Source organism: Exiguobacterium sp. 17-1 (assembly GCF_023096305.1).
Classification (GTDB): domain Bacteria; phylum Bacillota; class Bacilli; order Exiguobacteriales; family Exiguobacteriaceae; genus Exiguobacterium_A; species Exiguobacterium_A sibiricum_A.
In genome coordinates this window covers 146,375-167,711 of record NZ_JALIGJ010000006.1, presented here as the reverse complement: position 1 = coordinate 167,711, position 21,337 = coordinate 146,375, and the positions used below count along the sequence as shown (strand labels likewise).

Sequence of the window (21,337 nt, the reverse complement as noted above, 5' to 3'; positions counted from 1 at the left end):
TGCACCTCCACGGTCTATATTCCCTTTTTCATTGTCAACGATACGTCATAAAAATACAAGATAACCCGGTGTGACTTTTATCACGATTCGAACTGTCTTGTTCAGATGAGCATCAAAATAGTGATACAGATTTTAAAATATGGCTGTATTTCAACCTTTTTCTGTTTTTTGAGCATGTTCCAATCACTGGTACACATTTGACGAATCCCTTCTATACCAACGTTTTTCAAGTCTCTTACGCTTTCACCGGGATGTAAAACTCTTCCCTTCTAATGTTTGTTACACTATTCACATAAGGGATATATCTTGGACTGTTCACCTTACAAACAAAGGAGTGTTCGTAATGTTACTTGAAAAAACACCAGCATGGCAACAATTCGAAACAGGAACGTGGAACGATCAGATTGACGTAGCAGATTTCATCCGTCGAAACCGGACAGAATATCGAGGGGATGATCAGTTTCTCGCAGGACCAACAGTTGCTACGGAAACACTGTGGCAACAAATCATGAGTTTGACAAGCGAAGAGCGGACACGCGGTGGTGTATATGCCGTTGACGCTGCGACACCATCAACGATCCTGTCACACGGCCCCGGATACCTCGATCGTGACTTAGAAAAAGTCGTCGGTCTCCAAACGGATGAACCGTTCAAACGCTCGATTCATCCGAACGGCGGAATCCGGATGGTTAACGATGCGCTCGAGGCCTATGGTTTTAAGGCAGATCCTGTTGTGACACGGACGTTCAGTGAATACCGGAAAACACATAATCAAGGCGTGTTCGATGCCTATACTCCCGAAATGCGTGCCGCCCGAAAAGCAGGTATCATCACCGGTCTTCCAGATGCATATGGACGTGGTCGGATCATCGGTGATTACCGTCGCGTTGCGTTATACGGAACAGCGTACTTGATTGAGCAACGGAAACAAGACTTACAGAACCGTGGCGGCTTTTTATCCGAATCGATGATCCGGGACCGTGAGGAAATGAATGAGCAAATTCGTGCATTGCAGGAACTGACCGAACTCGGCAATCGTTATGATTGTGACCTATCCCGTCCTGCTGAAACCGCACAAGAGGCGTTCCAGTGGGTTTACCTCGCTTATCTTGCTGCCATCAAAGAACAAAATGGGGCTGCGATGTCACTTGGCCGCGTCTCAACGTTCCTCGATATTTATATCGAACGTGATTTGCAGACCGGACATTTGACGGAACAAACAGCACAGGAACTGGTCGATCATTTTGTCATGAAACTGCGAATCGTCAAATTCTTGCGTACCCCGGACTACAATGATTTATTCTCCGGTGATCCGACCTGGGTCACGGAATCCATCGGCGGGATGAGTGAGGACGGCCGCTCCAACGTCACGAAAAGTTCGTTCCGCTTCCTGCAGACACTCGTCAATCTCGGTCCGGCTCCAGAACCGAATCTGACGGTCCTTTGGTCCACACAACTACCGCGCGGCTTTAAAGAATTTTGTGCCAAGATGTCGATTATGTCCAGTTCGATCCAGTATGAAAATGATGATTTGATGTTGCCGATTTACGGCGACGACTACGGCATCGCGTGCTGTGTTTCCGCCATGAAAATCGGAAAACAGATGCAATTTTTCGGAGCACGGGCGAACTTGGCAAAAGCACTCCTCTATACGTTAAACGGCGGCATGGATGAAAAACTTAAAATTCAAGTCGCTCCAAAAACCGATTTGATTTTAGATGACGTCTTGGATTATGAAACGGTCATGGCCGCGTACGACCGTCAACTCGACTGGTTGGCGGAACTCTATGTCAATACGTTGAACGTCATCCATTTCATGCATGATAAATACAGTTACGAACGGATTGAAATGGCGTTGCATGATCCAGAAATCTTACGGACGATGGCTTGCGGTATCGCCGGACTGTCCGTCGTCGCCGACAGTCTGTCTGCCATTCGTTATGCTAAAGTTTCCCCGATTCGTGATGCAGATGGAATCGCCGTTGATTTTAAAATCGAAGGTGACTTCCCGAAATTCGGAAATAATGATCAACGGGTTGATCAGATGGCGGTTGATCTCGTCAAACTGTTTATGGAAAAAATCCGGAAACATCCGACGTACCGCGATGCTTTACCGACTCAATCCGTCTTGACGATTACTTCAAATGTCGTCTACGGCAAAAAAACCGGCAATACGCCAGATGGACGACGGGCTGGTGAACCATTCGCACCGGGAGCCAACCCGATGCATGGTCGGGATACGAAGGGGGCCGTCGCTGCGTTGACTTCCGTCGGGAAATTACCGTATGAACATGCCCTTGACGGCATTTCCTACACGTTCTCCATCGTCCCGAAAGCACTGGGGAAAGATGAATCGACACGAATTCGAAATACAGTCGGACTGCTTGACGGCTATATGGGCGGAACTACTTCAAAAGGACATCACTTAAACGTCAATGTCTTCGACCGGGAAACATTGCTCGATGCGATGGAACATCCGGAACTCTATCCACAATTGACGATCCGCGTTTCCGGTTACGCCGTCAACTTCATCAAGTTGACCCGCGAACAGCAAATCGACGTCATCAACCGGACGTTCCACGGTGCACTTTAACTGAAAGAAAGGACTGAAATGGCTATGACATACGGAACGATTCATTCTGTTGAATCCTGCGGCACGGTCGACGGACCGGGTATTCGCTTCATCGTCTTCACGCAAGGCTGTCCTTTACGTTGCCAATACTGCCACAATGCGGATACGTGGGAATTCGGATGTGGTCGTTCCGTCTCGGCAACGGAAATCATTGAAGAAGCGGAAAGTTACCGATCATTTTTCGAAGCGACAGGCGGTGGTATCACATTTTCCGGCGGAGAACCGCTTGCCCAACCGGAATTTTTGGAAGCCGCACTTCGGGAAGCAAAACAAAAAGGCTTGCATACCGTCATCGATACAGCCGGTTCGGTCGTCCCGAAAAATATTGACCGGATTCTCGACTATACGGATCTTGTTTTACTTGATATTAAACATATCGATGACGCCACCTGCCGGATTCTGACCGGACGCAGTAATGCCAATACACTTGCCTTTGCCAAACGGTTGGCGGAGCGAAACATTCCCGTCTGGATCCGCCACGTCCTCGTGCCCGGTTTGACGATGACGGAGACGTTCCTTCGACAGACGGGCGAATTCATCCGGACACTCGGGAATGTCGAACGGGTCGAAGTCCTTCCTTATCATCAGCTTGGCGTCTACAAATGGGAAGCGCTTGGTCTCGACTATCCATTGGCGGATGTTCTGCCGCCGAGTCCGGAAGAAGCAACGACTGCTCAAGCATTACTCGATTCTTACTTGTCTTGCTGACGACAAGTTGCTACACTGAACACATAGTCTATGAATAGGAGGTACAATACCGAAATGAAGCATTCACTCGCTACTGTCTAATGATGAAAGAATTCATCACTTTCGCAATGAGTTGCGGATGACTGACGCTACGAGTCTGCTCATTTTCGGTATTTCCCTCATCAGGAAGATACCTTCTTTGATCTGCACTCCTGCACACCATCCGCTCGCTTTCGGATGGTGTGTTTTCATTTCATCTGTATCGAAATGAACTCCTAAGGAGCTGAGAATATGCCTACTGAAATCTTATCGATTCACGATTTACACGTTGAGCTTCCGCAACAGACGTTGTTCCAACACATCTCGTTTTCCGTTCATCCGGGTGAGCATGTCGCCTTGGTCGGTGCCAATGGCGTCGGGAAGACCACGTTATTACAAATCATCCTCCAACAGATCAAGCCGACGTCCGGCGATATCTTCCGTGCCTATACAAACGCCGGTCATGTCGCCCAACACCTCTCTTCTGATGAACCGGCACTTCGCCTGGTCGAGCAAGCCGATCAAGTTCGTTATCAGGCACGGGAACAAACACTCCACTCGCCATCCATCGAAGCGTACCAAGTCGCTTTGGATGTTGATGCTTTTTCACTCGAAGCGGACGCAGCACGTGCATTAAAAGAAGTTCAACTGCCTGAATACGTCTGGTCTCACCCCTTTGACACACTCAGCGGAGGCGAACAGACCCGCATCCAACTCGCCTGTCTGTTGGTCCAACAACCAGATTTCATTCTGCTAGACGAGCCGACCAATCACTTGGATGCCGACACATTGGATTGGTTGATTGAATGGATGCACCAGACACCCATCGCGATTCTTTACGTGTCACATGAACGTGCCTTCATCGATGCAACGGCCGATGCCGTCATTGAGCTGACACCGAGTCTCGCAACACGTTATAAAGGCAACTATCAAACGTATCGCCAGCAAAAAGAACAGGAACGCCTGACCCAAGAACGCGAATATGAAAAACAGGAAAAAACACGCAAAGAACTGAAGCGGATGATCCATCAATACCAAAACTGGCATCAACAAGCTGTCGCCCATGCAAGCGAACGCGATCCATACGCCAAGAAAAAGGCAACCAAACAAGCGAAAAAGTTCAAAGCAAAAGAAAAACAGCTCGAACAGGTCCTGGATCAACGGGTTGCCAAACCAGAAGCGGCACCGTCCGTTCATGTCGCGTTTGAAGCCGCATCCTTTGCAGCAAAGCAGTTGCTTTCATTGGACGCCGTTTCCTTTTCTTACGCGAGTCTCCCACTATTGAAACAGCTGACCTTCTCCATCCAGCAAGGAGACCGGATTGCCGTCATCGGTCGGAACGGTTCCGGAAAAACGACGTTGCTCCGTCTGATTCAAGGTGAACTGAATCCGACTCAAGGAACAATCATACGTCATCCGTCCCTGACGACCGGTTATTTTTCTCAGGCGCTTTCGAATTTACCGACTTCCGGTTCTCTGTTGGACGCTTTGATGGAAGAGACAACGATTTCCGAGACCGATGCGCGGACGCTGCTCGCTTGTTTTCTATTTCGGCGTGACCGGGTCTATCAACCAATTGACGCAGCGAGCATGGGCGAGCGATGCCGGATCGCCTTCTTACGCCTCTATTTTTCCGGTGCCCGTCTGTTGATTTTGGATGAACCGACCAACTACTTGGATTTAACGACCCGCGAACAAATCGAGGCGGCTCTCGATGTCTTTCCGGGTGAACTGTTGTTCGTTTCGCACGATCGTTACTTCAATGACCGACTCTCGAACCGGACAATCGCGTTAGATCAAGAAGCTGTCGTCCATCCTGTCGGAACGAAACTACTCCGGGAACAACAACCAAGTGACATTCAAGCGATTCAGAACGATTTAAGACGTCTCGATGAATTGACGGGAACTGTTCATTTTGATCAGGATTAAATCCTTTACCTTTTTTTAACAAAACGAACGACGCCTCTCTGTTTAATCAGAAGGGCGTCGTTCGTTTTGTGATGTTAAATTAAATCATCGTTTTTGATACTTCAGTTTCGTTCGGGCCTGTGCCTGCTTGTGGATCTTCTTCCACTTCTCTTTTTCGGCTGCTTGTAAGGCGACATTTTGTTTTCGTTCCGCATAGGCGACTTCACGTTTCAGTTTCAGGAAGCTGTCCCACCGTTCGTGCGACAAGCTTTCGTTCGCCAAAGCGGCTTGAACCGCACAGCCTGGCTCTTCGCCGTGCTGGCAGTCACGGAAACGGCAGGACTCTGCCAACGTCTCGATGTCTGAAAACGTCGATGCCAATCCCTCGGTTCCATCCCATAATCCGAGTTCACGCATACCCGGTGTATCGACGAGTAACAAGCCACTCGACAACCGTTTTAATTCCCGGTGTGTCGTCGTATGCCGTCCGCGCTCATCGTCCTCCCGAACGCCACCCGTTTCCATCAGCTGTTCTCCTGCCAAAGCATTAACGAGTGTTGATTTCCCGACACCGGACGATCCGACCAACACAATCGTCTCATTTGGTTGCAAAGCGTCTTTTAAGTCGTCCACCCCGTCACCCGTCAATGAATCCACAGCGAAATACGGTGTCCCAAAGGCGACTGCTTCTATCTCCGACAGGAACTCGTCGACCGAATCGGCTAAACTTTTTTTCGTCAAGACGATAAGTGGCGTGACCCCGGCTTCCCAGGCAACCGTCAAATACCGCTCCAGTCGGCGAACGTTAAAATCATGTCCAAATGCCATGACGAGTAATGCGACGTCGACATTCACGCAGATGATTTGTTCCTCAGTTTCCGTTCCGGCTGCTTTCCTGGAAAATTGCGTAGTCCGCGGCAAAACACGTTCAATCCGTCCCTTACCTGCTTCACGGTCCGTTTGAATCACCCAGTCCCCGACTGCCGGCAGTTCGGCTTTCGTCAAGGCTTCAAACCGCAACTTTCCGGATAACTCACTTAATGTTTCTCCGTCAGCTGTCATCACACGGAATTGCTTTTGAAAGGCTGCCGTGATACGACCTAACTGTTCATTTATTCCGACTTCATGTGCCGGTATTTTACCCCATTCGTTCAATTGGTTTCCTCCTCTGATTTTAAGGGAGGGAAACCCCTCCCTGTGTTCCGATATGGTTTTCTGTTACGTAGCTGATTGCATACATAAAAACACCACTCCTCTCGTTTCTGTTAGTCGAATTTTACCATATTATACGGACCGGACCTAGCGAAGCTATGGAAGTCAGACCTTCATACTCCGCCTCAAGTCGGAGACAATTACGGTCCGAAGGGCGTCGTGCCTCCCTGCTTCTTCCCTTAAGATAAGAGTATCAAGAAAAAGGAGGCTTCATCATGAAGCAATCAAAAGGAAAACAGGTCTTGATGGCACTTGCCGGTCTCGCCCTTCTCGCTGTCGTCATCGGTACATTACCGCACATGATCGGACTCGGGCTCGGTGCGCTCCTCGCATTTTATGCCATCAGTAAGTTTGTCCAAACATCAAAAGTTTTCGCGAAAATCGGATTCGGATTACTCGCTGCACTCGGAATCGGTCTTGCCTTGTCGAACATTTGGGCTGTCGTCGGAATCGCTGCTGCACTGGCACTTTACATCGGATACATGCGCATGAAAATGCAACGCGTCGATTTAAATCAATTGTTTGCCCGCCGTCGTCCAACCACTTCGACCCACTTTGAAGCCGATTGGAAAGACCTCGATCAAAAACGCTGATACGCAGACAGTACATCACTGCCAAACATTTTGCTGATCCAACATCCAAGGAGGAATTTTTCATGAAAAATGTATTTGATCAATTAAACGAGTTTGCGAACCAAATGATGACAGAAGTTAAAAAAGCGGCCGACCAAGGGGAAGCGCCTGCCAAGAAGTTGGTCCGCCACATTCGGACGACTGAGTCGGATTTAAAAGAAATTGATCGTTTACTTGAACGTCAGCGGACGTTGCTTGTCGAACTGACGCATAAACAAGATGAAGCAAAAGAGTTGGCAGACAAACGCTTTAAGCAGGTCGAAATCGCCAAAGAAGCGAACGAACAAGAACTTGCGGAACGGGCGGCGATCGAGTCGAAACATTACGGGGAACAGTTCCGTTTCTTTGAAGAACTGATCTTCGAAACGAAACGTGAGCTCAATCAGCTCGAACGGGAAGCACTGGAATTAAAACTGAAGCTGGAAGATTTACAAAACAAACGGTATGAATGGATGATGCGCGAAAACGTCTCGAATTTAAAATCGAAGATGAACCAGGTGCTAGAACGCGAACCAAATGCTACTATTAAACAAGAACAACATCCATTTACAACAGACGAACCTGAACCGAAGGAAGAGGAAGCTCCGATTGCAGAAGATGATATCGATGCCCGGATTGCCGATCTCGAACGTCGTTTCCAAAAATAAGTATTCGGACGAAGGAGGCATTCTTGCCTCCCTTTGTCATGTCAGGAAGGAGATTGCCCGTGCGACGATTAAGTACAAAACAACTAGTCGGCTACGTGTCGATCCTGTTTGCTCTCGGATTATTTTATGATTTGATGACAGGTGCGGGAAACGTGTTATTCGGAGTTCTTTTCCCTTTCCTCTTGTACTATGTCGGGATTCATTTCCGAAAAAGAAATCATGAAAAACTGGCTATCCTGTTTTATATCGTTGGTACAATCATCTTAGCCGGTGTCGTCCTCAGTTCAGCAGCGATTGGATTTGTCATCGCCGGCATCTTGCTGTATCTCGGAATCATTCTCGTCACACGTCACTCTGTCCGGGAATTTTTCTTCTCAAAAATTTCACCGAGTCTTTACGAAGAGGAAGGCATTAAGATTCAACCGGCCTACTCGTTTGCGACACAACAAGAACTGCCCTATGTCTTAAAAGATTTGAGTGAACAATTCATCGTTCGTGATCTCGAAATCGACTTGACACATGCCTATGTTCCGGAAGGCGAGACACTGATCGTTGTCAGTGGTGTCGTCGGCGATGTCCGGATCTTGTTACCGTCCGGTTACGACTACACACTCGACACATCGATCGGTTTCGGGAGCGTCAAGACAGATGTCCGCCGTATTCCTACTTTCTTCAACCGCCGAATCCAGTACCGTGCCCCCGAATATGACGAGGCTGTCCGAAAAGTCCGGATTCATGTCATGCTCGGCATCGGGAACGTGGAGGTGACCTCGATATGAAACGTGATCAATTTCCGCTTGGTGTCATCGCACTCCAGGTCATGACCGGTTTTTTAACGGCTGTGATGACGACGTTATTATTTTTAAGTACACGCCAGGTCAATTGGCATGTACTTTTCGTCCGTCAACAGGACTTTCCTGTTTTTCTGCTTGTCATCGGTTTATCTCTTTTATTACCGTTAGCAGTTGGCAGTATCCACTATTTCTTTTTACGGCGTGATTTCAAGAGAGTTACGACGGCCATCATCGAACTGGAACAAGGAAAAGAAGTGACGATTGTCAACGGTCCCTATTTCCATACGCTGACGCGTCTGTCCCGTATCGGGAAACGGATTGATGAACAGGTCGAAACCGTTCAAAAAATCAGTACCCGTCCCCAACATATCGAACAAGTCCGTGTCCAGGCCATCACGGAGGAACGAAAACGGCTTGCCCGTGATTTACACGACTCTGTTTCCCAGCAGCTGTATGCCATCTCGATGATGACGACAGCAGCGAAACAGACGATTCTGACGCAACCGGAAACAGCTGCCAAACAAATTGATTTGGTCGAAACGATGGCCCAGACGGCACAGTCAGAAATGCGTTCCCTTTTGTTACAGTTACGACCGGTGGAACTAGAAGGTATGACCCTTCAGCAAGGTCTGACTCAATTGTTAGAAGAATTATCAAGAAAGCAGTCAACCGAGTTGAGTTGGAAGCTTGAAGCCATCGAATTACCCCGCCCGATTGAAAACGAATTGTTCCGGATTGTCCAAGAAGGGCTGACCAATGCTTTGCGTCATGCCAAAGCTTCACATATGGACATTGAACTTCGTCAATTCAATGACACAGTCATCTTAAGCATGAATGATGACGGTGTCGGTTTTATCGTCGATGAAAAAAAACTCGCTTCTTACGGCATCAACTCGATGCGGGAACGAACAGCCGAGATGGGTGGAACGATTCGTCTCGTCAGTGTTCCGGGACAAGGAACGCAAATTGAAGTAAAATTAAGAAAAGATCGGATGGTGCAAGTATGATACGTGTGTTATTAGTCGATGATCACGAAATGGTCCGTGCGGGTGTTTCTGCTTTTTTGTCCACTCAAGCAGATATCGAGGTCGTAGCAGAAGCATCAGATGGACAAGCAGGTGCTGAGCTTGCATTGAAACATCGTCCGGATGTCGTTTTAATGGATTTAGTCATGGAGCCGGTCGATGGGGTTGAAGGAACACGTTTGATTCGAAAAGAATGGCCAGATGCCAAGATTTTAGTCGTCACCAGCTTTTTAGATGATGAAAAAGTCTATCCTGTCATCGAGGCCGGTGCAATGAGTTACGTCTTAAAAACAGCAAGTGCCTTTGAGATTGCGGAAGCGATTCGAAAAACAGCAAGCGGTCAATCCGTCATGGCGGCGCAAGTCACCGGTAAAATGATGGAACGTTTAAGAAAACCAACGAGCCATCTCCATGATGATTTGACAGAACGTGAACAGGAAGTCTTGCAACTGATGGCACGTGGAATGGCGAACCAGGAAATTGCCGATGAGCTGTTCATCTCTTTGAAGACTGTCAAAACTCACGTTTCGAACATCTTGTCGAAGCTTGATGTCGTTGACCGTACACAAGCTGTCGTTTATGCGTTTAAACACAACATCGTTAAGTAATCTTCAGTATTCTTCTATACTTACAATTGCTCTCATACTCAATGAAAATGACCGGGTTCCTCCTGTATCTCAGAGGAACCCGGTCTCGTTCTGTCACCACAATTTCCAGCCTGGTGCTCCAGGCGGCGCATTCTCAATCATATGCCAAATTGGAACTGTATAGGCAAATGCAATTAACGCAAACGTCACGAAAATCCAAAGCTTCCAATTCTCGAAGAACAGTGGAGTTTGCATCGCTGCTTCTTCTGTTTCGGCAACAGGGAACTCTTCCATCCCTTTCGGTGCCCGGAAAGCGAGCTGGAACATCGCAAATAAGAACAGCAGAATCGAAAGGAATAAAATCGTTCCGCCGATTGCCATCGCCACGTGGTACGGAATCCAGTCTGCGACAAGAGAATCCTTGAAGTAAGCCGCAGGGCCGGTCCGTCTCGGATTACCGAGCAGTCCTGAGATGTGCATCGCTGTCGACATAAACAGCATACCAATCGTCCATAACATCGTTTGAACCAGTCCGATCCGGTTGAGTTGTTTCGTCAACGTCCGCCCTCTGAGCAACGGAACCAGCCAGTAAGCCGTTCCAAAAAACGTTAAGGCAACGGCAGCTCCGACCGTGATATGAAAATGACCGGTCACCCACAGTGTGTTATGGACAACAATGTTTAATTGATGCGACGCATTGATGACTCCACCTGCTCCCGCCGGAATGAAAAATAACATTCCGACAAACGGTGCTAAAAAGCGGACATCCCGGTAAGGCATCTTCTTGATCCATCCGAACAGTCCGGTTGCGCCTTGACGTCGTCCTGCCAATTCAAACGTCGCAAACATCGAGAAAGCTGTCATCAAGGATGGAATGATGACAAGAAACGTGAGGACGACCTGAATGTATTTCCAAAAGGCTGAGATACCCGGTTCGAGCAATTGATGATGAAATCCGACCGGGAAAGAAAACAGTAAGAATAATAAAAATGACATCCGGGCTAATGCATCTGAAAAAATCTTCCCTCCGACGATTTTCGGAATCACAGTGTACCAGACGATATATGCCGGTAACAGCCAAAAATACACAAGCGGATGACCAAAGTACCAAAAGAGCGTCCGTGACAACTCAATCCCGACTTTATCCGTCCACCCGAGTGACAACGGTAAGAGTTGAAACAAAATCGTAGCAGCGACACCGAGTGTCGCGACGACCCATAACAATACCGTCATGATGCTCATGTATGCTTGAAGCGGTGGATGAACGCCATTGTGTTCCCGTTTATAATCCGCGTACATCCGGAACATCGCACCGGAAGAAATCCACGTCCCGACAACAAAGATGACGAGTCCGATATAGAAGACCGGGTGAGCTTTCAATGGTGCATAAAAGGTATATAAAACAGAGGCTTCCCCTGCGAGGACCATCCATGTGACGAGGACGACACCAAGCATCATAAACCAAAATCCGACCCAACCAAGCCGTCTTGGAAATTCTTCGAAACGGCCAAACGATTGTCCTAAAAAAGAAAATAGTAAGCCAAAAATAAATAATGTCGTAAATACAATCGCCAGCATCAACCCGTGGGCCGTCAATAATTCATAATAACCAACGCCTGCAATTTCCGGAATCACACCTGTCCGGACGAGTGTCTGCAGTAACCCGCATAACCCGCCAATCAACAAGGCGACGAGCGAAAAGCTGACATGGGCAAAAGCCAGTTTTGCTTCCTTTAGTCCAATGGCCGTCGCCGGCATTCCCCGCTCCATCTCAAACTCTTTTAATTTTCTCGAAATGGCATTCATTTACTCCACCACCTTAATTTTTGTTGACATCATATGGTGCCCGCTTCCGCAATATTCATTACAGACAATCAAATACTCTCCGGCTTTTTTAAAGGTATATTCGATCGAATTGATATGACCGGGTACGACCATCATGTTGACGTTCGTCTTCACGATTTCAAAACCATGAACGACATCTTTTGACGTCACGAGAAAATCCACAGTTGCCCCTTTTTTGATTACCATATCTTGCGGAGTGAACTGAAACGCTTGCGACACCATGACTGCTTCATAGCGGTTGTCGTCAATTTTTTTTAATCCAGGTTTATCAAATGGTTTGGTCTGATCCACTTGTGTCGGATCAATTAATGTAGCGTCAGACGGCGGTTGATTGCCGGATGCAAAAGCAGAGATACCTATGATGACTAAAAAAACAGCTAACATCACACAACCAAACCCCAACCAAATTTTCTCCAAGCGATGAATGTGCATTGTCTTTCCTCCTTATCTGGAACTAAATAATAGAAAAATCGATCCCCACATCCCGATGATGACGGAAGCGACGATAAAGACGGCGACGATGGTTCCTGATAAATTCGGCTCTGGTTTACTGCTCATGATGCTCGACTCCCTTCTCATTTCAACTTGATGCCCTGTCTTTATTCTAGAAAAGTCGGATTGTTCGAGACCGTGATAAATGTCACACCATTTGTGACGATTTCGCGCTTTCTCTTCTAAAAACACACATAAAGTTCACATGTTAGGAAGAAAGCCAAAAAAATCCCCTTGTCTCAAGGACAAGAGGATTCGTTTCGCTTTTAGATTCGGCAGACCCCTACCGGACATCCTTCACAATGGCATAAATCTCTCAAATAGTTAGCATCATGGACAATGATTTTAGTCGTCGTTGATGAAATGACCTTCTCTTTTTTCCATTGGGAAAACATGCGATTGACTGTTTCACGTGGTGCTCCGATCAACTGACCGAGTTCGCTGTCGGATGGTCGTTTAGATATGACGTAGTCTTGCCCGACTTGTTTCCCATGCATGGCAATCAAGCGCAGTAAGGTTGAAGCAAGCGCGCCTTGTTTCCCAAACAGTAACAGGTCACGCAGTTTCGTCTCGGACTGTTTGCGCATCAAGGCTTGCCAACGCATAATTTCTAAGGCAAATACACCATCCTGCTTCATCAATTCTTCCAGCTTACTTTTCGAAATGACACCAAGTACACTGTCTTCCATCGTTTCAACGCTATAAGAACTTGGAAATGCTTCTCCGACGTCAAACTCACCGAACAAATCACCCTTAAAGTATAAAAACATCATCAGGGGACTGCCTTTTTTCGTCAGTTTAGACAGTTTGACACCGCCTTGCTTCACATAAAACAACTTATCGTTTAACTCACCTTCCCAACAAACGATGGATTCCTTTTTAAACGTCACCTCTGTCATGAAGTCTTCCAGTATCATTCGTGTCTCTGCCGATAAGACAAACGTATTTGCTTCTGTTGTTCCGCAAGCAAGCATTTCGCATTCTCCTTTCCTTGATTCCTTCTGACCCTAGTATAGAACATCACACGTCAAAAAAACGTTTTTTCAAAAGATTGTCAAACATTGTTCATGTTTTCACAAAATATTTTAAATAAAAAACAATCCTAGTTTCATTTAAAAACTTAGATTGTTTTTTTACCTCAACGCACTTTCCGGTAGTAATGATCAACAATACGACGTGTCGCTTGTCCTGGTTGTTCCGTATACCAGACCGTTTTGAATTTTTTCATCGCCGTTCGACTTTCTTCCAGAGCTGCTTCCGAATTAATCCAGTTCAACATCACGTCAAATTGATTCGTGTAGATAACCGGTAGCGGGTTCGGATAGGAATCGATGATACCCGGAATTTGCCGGTACGTATCAATATCAGGTGTGTAAAGAAGAGTCGGAATGTCGAGCAGACAACTTTCAAAAGGAATCGAGGAATAGTCGGTGATCAATACATCAGTGATGAGTAAGTAATCATTGATTGAATATTCGTCCGTAACGAAGTGCACATCTGTTTTTTGATGCGTGAACATGGAGCGGACCGTCGGATGTAATTTGACGAGAATCGTCCAGCCTTGCTCGGTCAATTGTTCGAGTTGGCGGACGGTCTGTCCTTCCATTCCATTATATTCCCGGTAAGTCGGTGCATATAATATTATACGCCGCTCCTTTTTGACGTAGGCAGCGCAAAGTTGTTTTTTAATATGTTGATGTTGTTCGTCGAACCAATAATCCGTCCGGGGCATTCCAAATGTTTTGAAGACTGTCCGTGGAAGATCATGCGGCGCCATGAATTGTCCTGCACATGCATCTCCCGGTACGATGAAGTCCCCATAACGTCGATACACCCGTTTGAAACGTCGCAGGACATGTTTCGGGACCATTAAACTCTTCGAGGACGTCAAACCGAATTTTTTTAACGTCCCTGCAGCATGCCATAACTGGATCCGTTTTGTTCCTTTGCGAATCGGGGCGACACTATATTCGCCGATGTAGTTATCGATGAAATGATGCTTCGATGTCGCGAGCAGATACGCCAGTCGGATAAAACGCAGTCTGCGATAGGGCAAGGCATATTCTGCCGACCATGCTTCCGGATATTTTACAAATTTTTTATCATAAATCAAATACCGTTTTTCGTTCGGAAATTCCGTCAGGAGCGCATCATTGATCGGTTTCACATTATCACCGTAAGTGACCCAAAAGAGCGTTACTGGTCTCACAGGTAACAAACAGAAGATCCGATAGAAAATCCGAAAAAGCAGCAAATAGATTTGCACGATACTCTCTCTCACGTTATTCCCCCCTTCCATGAAGAAAGACCGCACGCAGGGTGTGGTCTTGTTTGTTCACGAACCGTTTCCTAACTCCGTTTTGATTTGGCTTGTCGAAATACCTTCCGTCCGACTGAGATAAACGACTTCACAATATTCTTTCAAGAAATCGAATTCGCCGGCCCAGTCATCCCCCATGACAAATGTATCAATTTGATGTTCTTGTACATCCGTGACTTTCTGATCCCAATTGTTTTCCGCGATAACTTCGTCAACGTAGCGAATCGATTCCAAAATCAATTTACGGTTTTCGAAGCTGTGATACGATTCTTTGTGTTTCAATCGATTGAACTCGTCCGTCGAAATCGCAACGACTAAATAATCGCCCATTTCCTTTGCGCGTTTGAGGATGTTGATGTGACCCCAATGTAGTAAATCAAATGTGCCGTACGTGATGACTTTTTTCATGATGATTCTCCTTTATGCTGATTGCTGGCGGGTTGCAGTATACGTTGATAGGCTTTTAAAGACGCTGTTCCGTCATCCCACTGACAAAATTTCTTTTCAAATGCGGCAAACGCCGGACCATATCGATCGCTCCATTCGTGCAATCGGTCAATCTCTTCAAATAGCCGTGATTGTTGTAAAACGAACGGTCCGGGTGCTTCCTGTTCAAAGTCAAAATAAAATCCGCGCAATTGGTCCCGGTAATGTTCTAAATCATACGTATAAAAAATCATCGGTCGTTTCAAATGCGCATAGTCAAACATGACGGAAGAATAATCCGTAATCATGGCATCCGCCGCGATATACAAATCTGAAATATCCGGGTAACCCGAAGCGTTATGAATAGAGGGATAAGCCGTCGTATCCACTTGATCTGCGACTAAATAATGCATCCGGATGAGTAACGTATATTCAGCACCAAACCGTTTTTCAAACTGTTCCAACGAAAAAGGCAACTTAAAGGAATAAGACCCCTGTACCACATATTCATTGTCTCGCCATGTCGGCGCATATAGAATGATTTTTTTGGTCCGATCGATCTGATACCGGGAATAGACCCGTTCAAGAATTTCCGGATGGCGTTCCGTCTGGTAAAACACATCATTACGCGGATAACCGATTTCAAGCATTTCACCTGAAAAATCAAAGGCCCGCCGAAATATCCGACTTGAATAGGCGTTCGGTGAAATCAATACATCCCACTTGGATGCTTCACGCGCAAAGTCACGTTTATAGCGTTCTGTCGTCGTATTAGCCATCTGCACATCATCCATGTCGAGTGCTAACTTCTTTAACGGCGTTCCATGCCACGTTTGTAAATAGATGGTTCCTTTTCGTTTGAACAACCAAGAGGGAAGCCTGCTGTTAGAAATCCAGACACGCGATGTAGCGAGCAGATAAATCCAGCGAATGGTCATTCGATCTACTGTCTGAACCGTCGGGTCATGTAATACACTTTGCCGATCTTTACTGAAAATCAACTCAAGTTCCGGATGTTCTTGTTTTAGCGTTTCATAAATAGCACGTGGATTGTCACTGTATTGTTTCCCTAAAAAGCTTTCAAAAAGGAAGCGATTTTGGTGAACCGGCAAACAAGCAAACAACCGCATCACAAGATGCAATCCCGTTTCGATCAATTTGGTTTTCTTGATCCACTGACGTAATTGACGTTTCAAAATTGTACTCCTTAATTTAACAAAAAATTTACTTTTTATAGAACTTCATATAAATCAAACCTCAACCATCATAACAAAAAGCGCATCCATTTGGAATCAGTATTTGAACGCATATAACGGAAAGGTAAATCAAACTTCGTCGTGTTGTGCACAAGACCTTTTCGATGGCTGAACGTTTCAAAGCTGTATTTGCCATGATATCCGCCGATACCACTGGCGCCAACGCCACCAAACGGTAAATTATGCTGTGCGACATGCATGAGTGTATCATTCACACAACCGCCGCCAAAGGAAATCCGGTTCAGGACACGTTCCTTGACGAAATCGTTCTCTGTGAACAAATAAAGTGCAAGCGGTTTGTCACGGTCTGTGACAAATGTGATGACATCTTCGATTTCATCATATACAAGAACCGGCAAAATCGGACCGAATATTTCTTCTTGCATCAATTTTGAATCAAGTGGAACGTTCGTCATGACGGTCGGAGCCATTTTTCTTGTTTCCGGGTCAACTTGTCCGCCGAATTCAATGTCTCCCTGATCGAGATAGCCTGTTAAGCGTTCCAAGTGACTATCGGATACAATTTTGACGTATGATCCAACTCCTACACCGTTCCCATACTGTGAAAATGCCTCTTCTTCGATATAACGCAGGAATGTTTCTTGGACGTCCCGATGAACGAAAACATAGTCCGGTGCGATACATGTCTGTCCGGCGTTTAACCATTTCCCCCAGGCAATCCGCTTCGCTGCGAGTCTTAAATCTGCATCCTTGTGGACAATCGTCGGAGACTTGCCCCCGAGTTCAAGGGTGACCGGTGTCAGGTGTTTCGCTGCTGCTTGATGAACGATTTTTCCAACGCGTGTCGAGCCGGTAAAGAAGATATAATCAAACTTCTCTTCCAACACTGCTGCACTCACTTCCGCATCGCCTTCAATCACTACACCAAAACGTTCATGGAAGGCTGTCTCAAAAACTTCACGCAACACACGCGAGACGTTTGGCGTTAATTCCGAAGGTTTTAAAACGACGGTATTTCCTGCTGCAATCGCTCCTACGACAGGTGCAAGGGCAAGTTGGAAAGGATAATTCCAAGGTGCAATGACAAGCACGTTTCCGTACGGCTCGAAACGGATTTCGCTTTTCGATCCGAAATGCAACAATGGCGTCCCGACACGGCGCGGCTTTGCAAGACGGCGCAATTGTTTTTCCATCCGATTGATTTCGCCGTAGACAAAACCGATTTCTGTCGTAAAGGCGTCTTGACGTCCTTTATTCAAGTCTGCTTTCAATGCATCATAAATGGCTGCTTCATGCGTTTCAATCGCTTGTTTCAAGAACGTCAACATACTTAAACGAAAAGCAATGCTTCTTGTTGCGCCTGTCTTGTAAAAAGTCCGTTGTACCTCGACCTGACGTGCTACATCTAATCCCGTTGTCGTCAATCCCATCCGTAAATCCCCCTTGTGAGCTCATTCATTTCTTACTTCTCATTCTACCATAGCTGTCAGGGCAAATAAAAAAAGCGGAGAGTGTTTTCTCCGCCTTCCGTTTACAGCTGAATCGCTGTCTCTAGTGCTACTTTCATCATATCGTTAAACGTCGTTTGACGTTCTTCCGATGTCGTCTCTTCGCCCGTCAACAAATGATCGGAAATCGTCAAGATCGTCAGCGCATTGACTTTATGTTTTGCAGCAAGTGTATAGAGGCCTGCCGCTTCCATCTCGATTGCCAGGCAACCAAAGTCCGCCCATTTTTTGAAGTGATGGAAATCATCTTGATAAAATTGATCGGTCGTGAAGATTTGACCGACTTTTGCATCGATGCCGTGCTCTTTCGCTGTCATATAAGCTTTGTGCAATAAGTCAAACGATGCTGTCGGCGCATAATCCAGTCCGTTGAACCGAACTCGGTTTTGTGCCATATCATGTGACGCACTCATCGCGATGACGACGTCGCGGACTTTGACATCCGGCGTGATCCCGCCGGCAGTACCGACTCGAATCAGATTTTTAGCTCCGTATGATTGGATCAATTCGTTTGCATAAATCGACATCGACGGGACACCCATCCCTGTTCCTTGAACAGAAACTTTTTTGCCTTTATACGTTCCTGTAAAACCATACATTCCGCGAACTTCGTTATACAAAACGACGTCCTCTAAAAATGTATCGGCAATATATTTTGCACGAAGCGGATCTCCTGGAAGTAATACGGTTTCTGCAATCTGACCTTCTGTTGCGTTAATGTGTACGCTCATGTACGATTCCTCCTCTTAAATAGTGACTAAACCGACAACAACTCTCGGAACTCATTCGGAGTCATTCCGAATTGCTTTTTAAAGACTTTCCGAAAATATTTATCATCATGGTATCCGACTTCAAGCGCAATCTCGTAGATGCGAGCATCCGTCTCACCCAACAATTCCTTTGCCCGATTTAAACGGATCGTTTGAATGTAATCCGAAAGATTAACCGAAAAACGTTGTTTAAATCGTCTTGAAATATATTCCCGACTTAAGTAAAAGCGTTCACTCATGAGTTGAAGCGTTAGTTCTTCCGCATAATGTGTCGCGATGTACTTTGCAATCTGATCAATCGCTTCTCCTTGTTCTGGAGCAGGACCTATCAATTCCATCGCACGGGCGACGGCATCATTTAAAATATCAGGATCGATCGGCTTGAGTAAGTAATCAAACGATTGATGCAAAATTGCACGACGCATATACGTATAATCATCATACCCTGTCAATACAATCGTGACGACCTTTGGATGATGATTTTTTGTCCATTCGAGTAAACTTAACCCGTCAAGTCCGGGCATTTCAACATCTGTTAACATCAAATCGATTTTTTCCTGTTCCAAAAAACGTTTGGCAGTGACTCCATCATCCGCTTCAAAGATGTTGTCTACCTGCCATGTATCCCACTCTCCGAGCAATTTCACGGCATCACGTACATGTTTTTCGTCGTCTACGATCAATACATTCATCACAGTTCCTCCTGTTCAACGGGAATTCGAATGACGATTCTAAAACCACCTTCAATTGGAGACTGCAGGATCATGCTGGCTTCCTCTCCATAAAAGATCAATAGACGTTCGTAGATATTGTGTAGACCGATGCCGGACGTTTGACGATCTTCCGGCCGGCGATGCATGCGCATGGTTTGATCAATACTTTCCAGTTCTGTTGATTCCATGACTGCCCCGCTATTTTCCACTTGGATGATCAGTTGATCCCCATCGCTTCTGACTTTATAAGCGAGATAATTTTCGGTTGCATCCACCTGCTGATTAAACGCATGCTTAAAATAATTTTCAGCAAAAGGTTGTAAAATCATCTTTGGAACTTCAATCGAATTCATATGCCACGGTACATCGACAATATAACGGAACCGATCCGGAAAACGTTGCTGTTGAAGACGCATGTAGGATTGGAGATGATCCACTTCCTGCTTCAACGTCACGATCGTCTGCTCATTGTTCATGGAATAACGCATCATCTGCGAAAGTCCTGTAATCGAACGATATGCGATTTTCCGGTCGCCTTGTAACGTCGTCGTCCCGATGGATTGCAGGGCATTAAATAAAAAATGCGGATTCAATTGAGATTGTAAGGCACGCAATTCATTCGTCCGATTTTCAAGTGCCAAACGGTATTCCCGTTTGATCAGCCGGTCGATTCGTTGAATCATTCGTTGGAACTGTCGATTCAGTAATCCTATTTCATCATTGGTCGTCGCAACGAATTGGGCTGATAAATCACCTTGTTCGACACGCCATACGTTTGCTGTCAGTTGTTTGATTGGTTTTGTGATTTCAAGTGCTACGAGACTTGCTGCAATAATCATCAAGACCAACGAGACAATCCCGATCAAAATTAAAATCAGGGCCGTTTCATTAGCACCTTTGACGACAGAAGCGTATGGAGTCGTCTTGACCAATGTAACGGGAACACCTTGTGTTTTCGTTTTGGCATAGACGATGAATGAGTCACCGACACGCATGCTTCCACTTTTACCTGTCAATCGGTCATTCGTGACCGGAAGTTCTTTTCCCGTTTTCGCAATCAGTTGATTTCCATTCAACAGCCAAAGCGATTCACCGGGGAAATTTTCGAACAGCTTTAATTGTTGTTCAAAGACACTCGTCGGAATATCGACAGAAAGAAACCCGAGCGGTTCATCCGTTTCCACACGATTGATCCGGTAACGGAAGCTGACAATCTGTTTATCATCCAAAATCATCGTATGTGTATTATAGGCAGCAATCGGATGTGCCGGATCAATCAGCCAGCCGTTTTCCTGCTTCATCAAACGAAAGTAATCGGTCTCCTGCAGCCAATCAAATTTCCCCCGGCTTGATGTCTTCATGTTGTAAACCGAGTACTCTGAGTTGCCTTTTAAGATAACGAAGTGAAGTTGCTCAATGTCTTGCCTGGATAAAAAGAGTCCGAGCAGCGCCCGTGAAATCACACCTTCCGATTCACTGAGCTCGGCATCCGCTCCGACGTTCATAATATTGAGCAATGAGCGATTGGCATACAAACTCGTCGGTAACCGTCTTACATCTTCCATATAATGACTGATTTGGTTACTTCCTCTTTTCAAAGCGTTCAAGCTTGAACGTTCCGCCTGCTCCACGTTTTGGTTGCGTACATAGAGATAAGAAGCTGATGTAGCAAGCGTCGTCGGAATCAGAATTGCTAAGACGACAAGTCGGATCAAACGTGTTCGGATGCTCTTCATCGCCGTCTCCTCCATCCTTTTTCTTCTAATAATTAGTATAGCATAGCTGTATCCGCTTACATGCGTGACTTTTATTTGTTTACATCCGTTGTGATTTCATTCAAATTATATTTCTAAAAAAACAACACTTGATTCCGAATGAATATT

Annotated in this window: 19 protein-coding genes; 8 read left to right on the top strand and 11 right to left on the bottom strand. The window is 46.1% G+C overall.

Annotated elements, in window-relative coordinates:
* Positions 1–343: 343 nt before the first annotated feature.
* From pflB to abc-f, 3 genes are all read left to right on the top strand, one after another.
* A complete protein-coding gene (gene pflB, locus MUN34_RS14750) occupies positions 344–2,593 on the top strand; it encodes a formate C-acetyltransferase (RefSeq protein ID WP_247858188.1) in 2,250 nt (749 codons plus the stop codon).
* Between the two features lie 24 nt (positions 2,594–2,617).
* Complete coding sequence (pflA, locus tag MUN34_RS14745; RefSeq protein WP_247858213.1) at positions 2,618–3,340, top strand: pyruvate formate-lyase-activating protein; 723 nt, start codon at positions 2,618–2,620, stop codon at positions 3,338–3,340.
* Positions 3,341–3,610: 270 nt separating this feature from the next.
* On the top strand, positions 3,611–5,287 hold the full coding sequence (gene abc-f / locus MUN34_RS14740) for a ribosomal protection-like ABC-F family protein (RefSeq protein ID WP_247858187.1): 1,677 nt from the start codon (positions 3,611–3,613) through the stop codon (positions 5,285–5,287).
* A gap of 84 nt (positions 5,288–5,371) precedes the next feature.
* Here the strand turns inward: abc-f and rsgA are convergent, their stop codons facing one another.
* Complete coding sequence (rsgA, locus tag MUN34_RS14735; protein WP_247858186.1) at positions 5,372–6,421, bottom strand: ribosome small subunit-dependent GTPase A; 1,050 nt, start codon at positions 6,419–6,421, stop codon at positions 5,372–5,374.
* Positions 6,422–6,693: 272 nt separating this feature from the next.
* Between rsgA and MUN34_RS14730 the strand changes: the two genes are divergently transcribed.
* The 5 genes from MUN34_RS14730 (at position 6,694) to MUN34_RS14710 (ending at position 10,184) form a co-directional block, all read left to right on the top strand.
* Complete coding sequence (locus tag MUN34_RS14730) at positions 6,694–7,071, top strand: lmo0954 family membrane protein (RefSeq protein WP_247858185.1); 378 nt, start codon at positions 6,694–6,696, stop codon at positions 7,069–7,071.
* Positions 7,072–7,133: 62 nt separating this feature from the next.
* Positions 7,134–7,757 carry a PspA/IM30 family protein gene (locus MUN34_RS14725; RefSeq protein WP_247858184.1) on the top strand — a complete coding sequence of 208 codons (624 nt, stop codon included), beginning with the start codon at positions 7,134–7,136 and terminating at the stop codon, positions 7,755–7,757.
* Positions 7,758–7,816: 59 nt separating this feature from the next.
* The gene (gene liaF / locus MUN34_RS14720; RefSeq protein WP_012369506.1) at positions 7,817–8,536 is read left to right on the top strand and encodes a cell wall-active antibiotics response protein LiaF; all 720 of its coding nucleotides are present in this window, start codon (positions 7,817–7,819) and stop codon (positions 8,534–8,536) included.
* Positions 8,533–9,558 (top strand): sensor histidine kinase, encoded by a 1,026-nt coding sequence (locus MUN34_RS14715; protein WP_026829171.1) that lies wholly within the window; start codon positions 8,533–8,535, stop codon positions 9,556–9,558. Before liaF ends, MUN34_RS14715 begins: the two co-directional genes overlap by 4 nt.
* Positions 9,555–10,184 (top strand): response regulator transcription factor, encoded by a 630-nt coding sequence (locus MUN34_RS14710; RefSeq protein WP_026829172.1) that lies wholly within the window; start codon positions 9,555–9,557, stop codon positions 10,182–10,184. Before MUN34_RS14715 ends, MUN34_RS14710 begins: the two co-directional genes overlap by 4 nt.
* A gap of 93 nt (positions 10,185–10,277) precedes the next feature.
* On the opposite strand, the gene MUN34_RS14705 is transcribed toward MUN34_RS14710, so the two are convergent.
* From MUN34_RS14705 to MUN34_RS14655, 10 genes are all read right to left on the bottom strand, one after another.
* Positions 10,278–11,969, bottom strand: a complete 1,692-nt coding sequence (locus MUN34_RS14705; RefSeq protein ID WP_034770022.1) for a b(o/a)3-type cytochrome-c oxidase subunit 1 — start codon at positions 11,967–11,969, stop codon at positions 10,278–10,280.
* Positions 11,970–12,440 carry a cytochrome c oxidase subunit II gene (locus tag MUN34_RS14700; protein ID WP_131973613.1) on the bottom strand — a complete coding sequence of 157 codons (471 nt, stop codon included), beginning with the start codon at positions 12,438–12,440 and terminating at the stop codon, positions 11,970–11,972.
* Between the two features lie 326 nt (positions 12,441–12,766).
* Positions 12,767–13,474, bottom strand: coding sequence for a Crp/Fnr family transcriptional regulator (locus tag MUN34_RS14690; RefSeq protein ID WP_247858183.1), 708 nt, complete (start codon positions 13,472–13,474; stop codon positions 12,767–12,769).
* 164 nt (positions 13,475–13,638) lie between these two features.
* On the bottom strand, positions 13,639–14,781 hold the full coding sequence (locus MUN34_RS14685) for a CDP-glycerol glycerophosphotransferase family protein (RefSeq protein WP_026829176.1): 1,143 nt from the start codon (positions 14,779–14,781) through the stop codon (positions 13,639–13,641).
* Between the two features lie 54 nt (positions 14,782–14,835).
* A complete protein-coding gene (tagD, locus tag MUN34_RS14680; protein ID WP_026829177.1) occupies positions 14,836–15,228 on the bottom strand; it encodes a glycerol-3-phosphate cytidylyltransferase in 393 nt (130 codons plus the stop codon).
* Complete coding sequence (locus MUN34_RS14675) at positions 15,225–16,442, bottom strand: CDP-glycerol glycerophosphotransferase family protein (protein WP_247858182.1); 1,218 nt, start codon at positions 16,440–16,442, stop codon at positions 15,225–15,227. Before MUN34_RS14675 ends, tagD begins: the two co-directional genes overlap by 4 nt.
* A gap of 68 nt (positions 16,443–16,510) precedes the next feature.
* Positions 16,511–17,893: an aldehyde dehydrogenase gene (locus MUN34_RS14670; protein ID WP_026829179.1), complete on the bottom strand. Its 1,383-nt coding sequence runs from the start codon at positions 17,891–17,893 to the stop codon at positions 16,511–16,513.
* Positions 17,894–17,994: 101 nt separating this feature from the next.
* Positions 17,995–18,702, bottom strand: coding sequence for a purine-nucleoside phosphorylase (deoD, locus tag MUN34_RS14665; RefSeq protein ID WP_026829180.1), 708 nt, complete (start codon positions 18,700–18,702; stop codon positions 17,995–17,997).
* Positions 18,703–18,728: 26 nt separating this feature from the next.
* On the bottom strand, positions 18,729–19,433 hold the full coding sequence (locus MUN34_RS14660) for a response regulator transcription factor (RefSeq protein WP_026829181.1): 705 nt from the start codon (positions 19,431–19,433) through the stop codon (positions 18,729–18,731).
* Complete coding sequence (locus tag MUN34_RS14655; protein WP_026829182.1) at positions 19,433–21,190, bottom strand: sensor histidine kinase; 1,758 nt, start codon at positions 21,188–21,190, stop codon at positions 19,433–19,435. The genes MUN34_RS14660 and MUN34_RS14655 overlap by 1 nt, the downstream gene beginning before the upstream one ends.
* Between the last annotated feature and the right edge of the window lie 147 nt (positions 21,191–21,337).

Bases quoted from the DNA above. Each gene is read 5' to 3' on its own strand.
- MUN34_RS14670 (WP_026829179.1), bottom strand. From the start codon at position 17,893: ATGGGATTGACGACAACGGGATTAGATGTAGCACGTCAGGTCGAGGTA.
- MUN34_RS14715 (WP_026829171.1), top strand. From the start codon at position 8,533: ATGAAACGTGATCAATTTCCGCTTGGTGTCATCGCACTCCAGGTCATG.
- MUN34_RS14725 (WP_247858184.1), top strand. From the start codon at position 7,134: ATGAAAAATGTATTTGATCAATTAAACGAGTTTGCGAACCAAATGATG.
- pflA (WP_247858213.1), top strand. From the start codon at position 2,618: ATGACATACGGAACGATTCATTCTGTTGAATCCTGCGGCACGGTCGAC.
- MUN34_RS14660 (WP_026829181.1), bottom strand. From the start codon at position 19,433: ATGAATGTATTGATCGTAGACGACGAAAAACATGTACGTGATGCCGTG.
- MUN34_RS14700 (WP_131973613.1), bottom strand. From the start codon at position 12,440: ATGCACATTCATCGCTTGGAGAAAATTTGGTTGGGGTTTGGTTGTGTG.
- MUN34_RS14655 (WP_026829182.1), bottom strand. From the start codon at position 21,190: ATGAAGAGCATCCGAACACGTTTGATCCGACTTGTCGTCTTAGCAATT.
- pflB (WP_247858188.1), top strand. From the start codon at position 344: ATGTTACTTGAAAAAACACCAGCATGGCAACAATTCGAAACAGGAACG.
- tagD (WP_026829177.1), bottom strand. From the start codon at position 15,228: ATGAAAAAAGTCATCACGTACGGCACATTTGATTTACTACATTGGGGT.
- deoD (WP_026829180.1), bottom strand. From the start codon at position 18,702: ATGAGCGTACACATTAACGCAACAGAAGGTCAGATTGCAGAAACCGTA.
- MUN34_RS14705 (WP_034770022.1), bottom strand. From the start codon at position 11,969: ATGAATGCCATTTCGAGAAAATTAAAAGAGTTTGAGATGGAGCGGGGA.
- MUN34_RS14710 (WP_026829172.1), top strand. From the start codon at position 9,555: ATGATACGTGTGTTATTAGTCGATGATCACGAAATGGTCCGTGCGGGT.
- MUN34_RS14690 (WP_247858183.1), bottom strand. From the start codon at position 13,474: ATGCTTGCTTGCGGAACAACAGAAGCAAATACGTTTGTCTTATCGGCA.
- MUN34_RS14730 (WP_247858185.1), top strand. From the start codon at position 6,694: ATGAAGCAATCAAAAGGAAAACAGGTCTTGATGGCACTTGCCGGTCTC.
- abc-f (WP_247858187.1), top strand. From the start codon at position 3,611: ATGCCTACTGAAATCTTATCGATTCACGATTTACACGTTGAGCTTCCG.